Here is a 3571-nt window from a genome sequence, read left to right on the forward strand (position 1 = left end):
CAAACATTCTTTGAGTAGGCTTCTGCAAGTGGTAGTCTATATCCGTTGGTATTGGCGGCTTTACGATACGGTTGTCTTTATCCAACAGTAACTTTACCAGTTTATCCCATGCAAAATACTCGTCTATCAGTTCCAGCGGCAGCAAAGTTAAATCTATCTTAACATCATCAGTAAACAGCATTAAATATGAAAATCCCTTTTCTACAGCTGGAAATAATTCCATATCTTCCGGCTTTTGCAGAATCAACCTTTCACCAAATATATCTAGCCATTTATCATCATTTGTGAAGCTGTCCATATCCGTAACAAAAAAAGTAATATCAAAATCCTGAAAATCATCAGGCGGAATATTTGTATTTGTTCTAGATCCTTCCAAAGTAACCATGCGAATGCGTTTGTCTGTTTTTGCAAAATTCAAAACAATATCATAAACTTCCTTTTCTGATCTCATTTTTATCTCCTCCAATTATTGAAATAGGTGTGAAGCCATTTTAGGGCTTTCCCGCCTTGATTGCCCATCAGCAAAGACGGGTGGGACTGTCAACGGCGGCGCATTTATGCGCCGTTCATCTTGACCGTTGACTGGCTTTGCTATTTCTCTGATAAATGAAATTTCTGATTTTAGAAATCGTTTAAGATAGCAATGCGGCTCCACTTGAAATTTTTTCTTTTACTGCAAAAACAGCCTCTTGGATAGAATAGGTTGTCGTTTCTATAACATTCGATTCATATATCCCCAAATTACAAAATTGCTCCCACATTGTTTCTACTAATTCGACATTTGTTTTTCTGTCTAATTTTGACCGTTCCACAGCTCGTTTCATAGTTTCTTCTTTACTGGCTCTTAAAACAATATAGTGTACTTCATAATCTTCTCGAACAAGGGCTCTCCATGGTTCTAAAAACCACGGCCCGACAATTCCATCTACAATTACATCATATCCGCCGCGGGCATAGCGCTTTGCAGCTTCTAAAAAGGCTTCAATGACAACTAAATTTTGTTCGTTGGACTCTGGTAAATGCGGCGGTATTGCTCCTTTGCTTAAATAATGAAAAAAGTCGTCTGTGTGCATATGCACAGATTTATCCATGTTCGATTCTTTTGCGACAATCGACGCAGTTGTTGTCTTTCCTGTTCCCGGCGAACCTGTAATCACAATAATTCTTCCTTGATTCATCTACATTCTCCCTCGCAATTCAGATTTACCGCTCTCTTTCTGATTTTGGAGCGTTTCTTCTCTCAAGATTGAAATGGGCGGGAAGCCATTTTAGGGCTTTCCCGCCTTGATTACCCTTTAGCAAAGACGGGCGGGACTGTCAACGGCGGCGCATGAAATGTGAACTGCACCCCAAAAGTTGGACAAGAAAGTCAACGAAAGGTGTGCAGTTCACAGCGCCGTTCATCTTGACCGTTGACTGGCTCGGCTGGCTTTGCTATCTCTCGATAAATTGTACCGAAATATTGAATTATTCTGGTACATACAAATAGCAACCTTTCACATGGTCATTTACAATTCCGATTGCCTGCATATACGCATATATAATCGTGCTGCCTACAAACTTAAAGCCTCGTTTTTTTAAGTCTTTACTGATTCTATCTGAAAGTGGCGTTGTTGCAGGAATGTCCGCTTCCGATTTGAAATGATTATGAATCGGTCTATTCTTAACATAAGACCAAATAAACTTATCAAAACTTCCGTATTCTTCTTGGATTTTGATAAATTGCTGTGCGTTTGTGATTGTCGACTTAATTTTTAATCTATTGCGAACAATATTGGGATTTTGCATTAACTCATCAATTTTAGTTTCGTCATAGAGAGCAATTTTTTGATAATCAAACTCGTTGAAGGCTTCCTTAAATGCAGCTCTTTTATTTAATATCGTCAGCCATGATAATCCGGCTTGCATACCTTCAAGAACCAACATTTCAAATAGTTTTCTATCATCATGAACGGGCTTTCCCCATTCCTCATCATGGTATTCTTTATAGAGTTCTGTGGTTGCCCACGAACATCTTTCTCTATCGTCTTTCTTCATGGTATCCTCCGTTTGTAAAATTTGTTTTTGTCGCCCACTTATTTTCTCCCCCGCTGTGGGTTTGGATTTTTCAGCAAGTCCGACTTCTGCGCAATCCGCTTCAGCCACTTCTTTTCTTCCTCGGACAGCTTCTTGTAATTCAGTTTAAGCCGCTTGCAGATAAACATCATAGCCGCCTGTTCCGGGTCGCTGCCCGGGCTGGCGGTTTCCTCGGCGGTCTGTAAGAAATCTTCCAGAGGATTGTCCTCCGGGACGCTGAAAAAATCGTCCTTGTGGGCTTCCCGCAGGTCAAAGGCTATCTTGTTTATATCCTGCTGTATCACATAGCGGCAAAAGCTGTCGTCGTCAATGTGGGCGGCGATAAGCTGTCTTAACTGCGGGTCGGTCAAGCCGGGATTGTACTGCTTCATAATGGTTGCGCTCATGGTGTCCACTATGGCGTTTGCAGTCTGCACCTGCTTCACCGCCACGCCGTTCACATAGATTTCAAGGTCAGCCATGAGCCGAGGAAAATCCGGGTGTGCCGCCAGTTCACACAAAAGGGAATTGTCCACCAGCCCGCTTTTCAATAGTTCAATCATATCATCACTCAAACGCAGGTCTGCAAGATCGGCGTTTGGGTGATTTTTTGTTTGGGAACGGCCCAGCAGATAATCAACGGTCACTTCATAAAACTTTGCCAACTCAATAAGGGCATAGTGGCTGATGTCCTTGAGATTGTCTCCCTCATAACTGCCTAAAGCGGACTTGGAGAGGTGGGTTTTCTCCGCAAGCTGTTCCAGCGTCAAGCCACGCTCCACACGCAGGTCTTTCAATCGTTCTTGTATGGATAACTCCATGCTCTCCCTCCTTGTTTGTTCAATAAACGGGAAATTAGTTTCCTCTGTATGTCGAATGAAAAATGACTTTCTTCCCTTTACTTTTTGCAAACGCAATTTCTTTGGAAACTTGATTTCCAATGTATCCTTGAATATCCACAACATAAATTGCATCGGAGAGTTCGATTTTACTATAATGCGCATTTTCAAGAGCAACCTGTTCCATAGGTGTAATGTCCAAATTATCTACATTATATACACATTGTAAAACATTCATATTATGTTTTGTTTCTAACAGAAATGCTATCCTTTGCATTTCTGTTTCAAATTTCATACTTCCACATATTGTAACTGTTTTCATCCTGTACCTCGTTCAATTAAGATTTGTCGTTCCGTTGTTTCCATTATACCACAATTCCGAGAGCGTGGAAATAGCCTGTTTTTTAAGCCGATTTCCTACCTCTTGGATATACGGGACGGGCGGTCATTTAGGTGTAGACTTAGGGTAGTTCATCGATGGACAGCACCTTGAAAACAGAATGACCGTCCGAAAAGGAATACCCCGGCTGGGGAAGCACCGCAAGGAGCCGGACTTCGGGACAAAATGGCGCTGTTGACAAAGTCTCGCAACAGCCCTCGCGGTATGTTATAATAAGAAAAAAGTCTGAGGTGATGGGATGCAGCTGGCGATACACATGGTAACAATCGAGGACTTA

The 3571-nt window shown here is 41.8% G+C and carries 5 protein-coding genes; all 5 read right to left on the reverse strand.

Going from position 1 to position 3571, the window contains the following annotated elements:
- A partial coding sequence (locus ACTQ3V_RS15285; RefSeq protein WP_441468255.1) for an aminoglycoside 6-adenylyltransferase occupies positions 1 to 451 on the reverse strand: 451 nt, incomplete at its 3' end.
- 181 nt (positions 452 to 632) lie between these two features.
- Positions 633 to 1178, reverse strand: a complete 546-nt coding sequence (locus tag ACTQ3V_RS15290; protein WP_002578721.1) for a P-loop nucleotide/nucleoside kinase family protein — start codon at positions 1176 to 1178, stop codon at positions 633 to 635.
- Between the two features lie 289 nt (positions 1179 to 1467).
- Complete coding sequence (locus tag ACTQ3V_RS15295; RefSeq protein ID WP_005934810.1) at positions 1468 to 2037, reverse strand: DNA-3-methyladenine glycosylase I; 570 nt, start codon at positions 2035 to 2037, stop codon at positions 1468 to 1470.
- 38 nt (positions 2038 to 2075) lie between these two features.
- Positions 2076 to 2876: a helix-turn-helix domain-containing protein gene (locus tag ACTQ3V_RS15300; RefSeq protein ID WP_441468256.1), complete on the reverse strand. Its 801-nt coding sequence runs from the start codon at positions 2874 to 2876 to the stop codon at positions 2076 to 2078.
- A gap of 34 nt (positions 2877 to 2910) precedes the next feature.
- A complete protein-coding gene (locus ACTQ3V_RS15305; RefSeq protein ID WP_191340021.1) occupies positions 2911 to 3216 on the reverse strand; it encodes a hypothetical protein in 306 nt (101 codons plus the stop codon).
- Positions 3217 to 3571 lie beyond the last annotated feature (355 nt).

The sequence above is a fragment of the Candidatus Agathobaculum pullicola genome, from assembly GCF_052117205.1.
In the GTDB taxonomy this organism is placed as follows: Bacteria; Bacillota; Clostridia; order Oscillospirales; family Butyricicoccaceae; genus Agathobaculum; species Agathobaculum pullicola.